Annotated in this window: 1 protein-coding gene; it reads left to right on the forward strand. The window is 71.3% G+C overall.

Annotated features, from left to right (window positions below; translation table 11 throughout):
- Nucleotides 1–429: POTRA domain-containing protein (locus FLO80_RS23955; protein ID WP_281287075.1), on the forward strand; the 429-nt coding region annotated here is incomplete at both ends.

The following is a 429-nucleotide window of genomic DNA, read 5'->3' on the forward strand; positions in this document are numbered from 1 at the left end:
TTCCTGTGCCTGCCGCTCATGGCCAGCGCCGCCCCCTTCACCTCCCCCGGCGACCGCGACCTGATCCGCGACCGCCAGCAGCGCCTGCTGGACGAACAGCGCAAGCGCCTGGAGGAACTCCAGCAACTGCCCGGCAAGGGAGCGCCCGCCGCTGCGGATGCCTCCGGCGACGACGAGCGCTGCTTCGAGATCCGCCGCATCGAGCTGGAAGGCGCCGGGCACCTCGGCGAAAGCGCGCGTCGCCAACTGCTGGCGCCCTACCAGGGGCGCTGCCTGGGCGTCGGCCAGCTCAATGCGCTGCTCAAGGCCGTCACCGACCATTACCTGGATCGCGGCTACGTCACCACCCGCGCCTACCTGCCACACCAGGACCTGGCCTCCGGGACCCTGCGCATCATCGTCGTCGAAGGCCGCCTGGAGGGCCTGGAC

The organism is Aquicoccus porphyridii (genome assembly GCF_008369105.1).
Taxonomy (GTDB): Bacteria; Pseudomonadota; Alphaproteobacteria; order Rhodobacterales; family Rhodobacteraceae; genus Aquicoccus; species Aquicoccus porphyridii.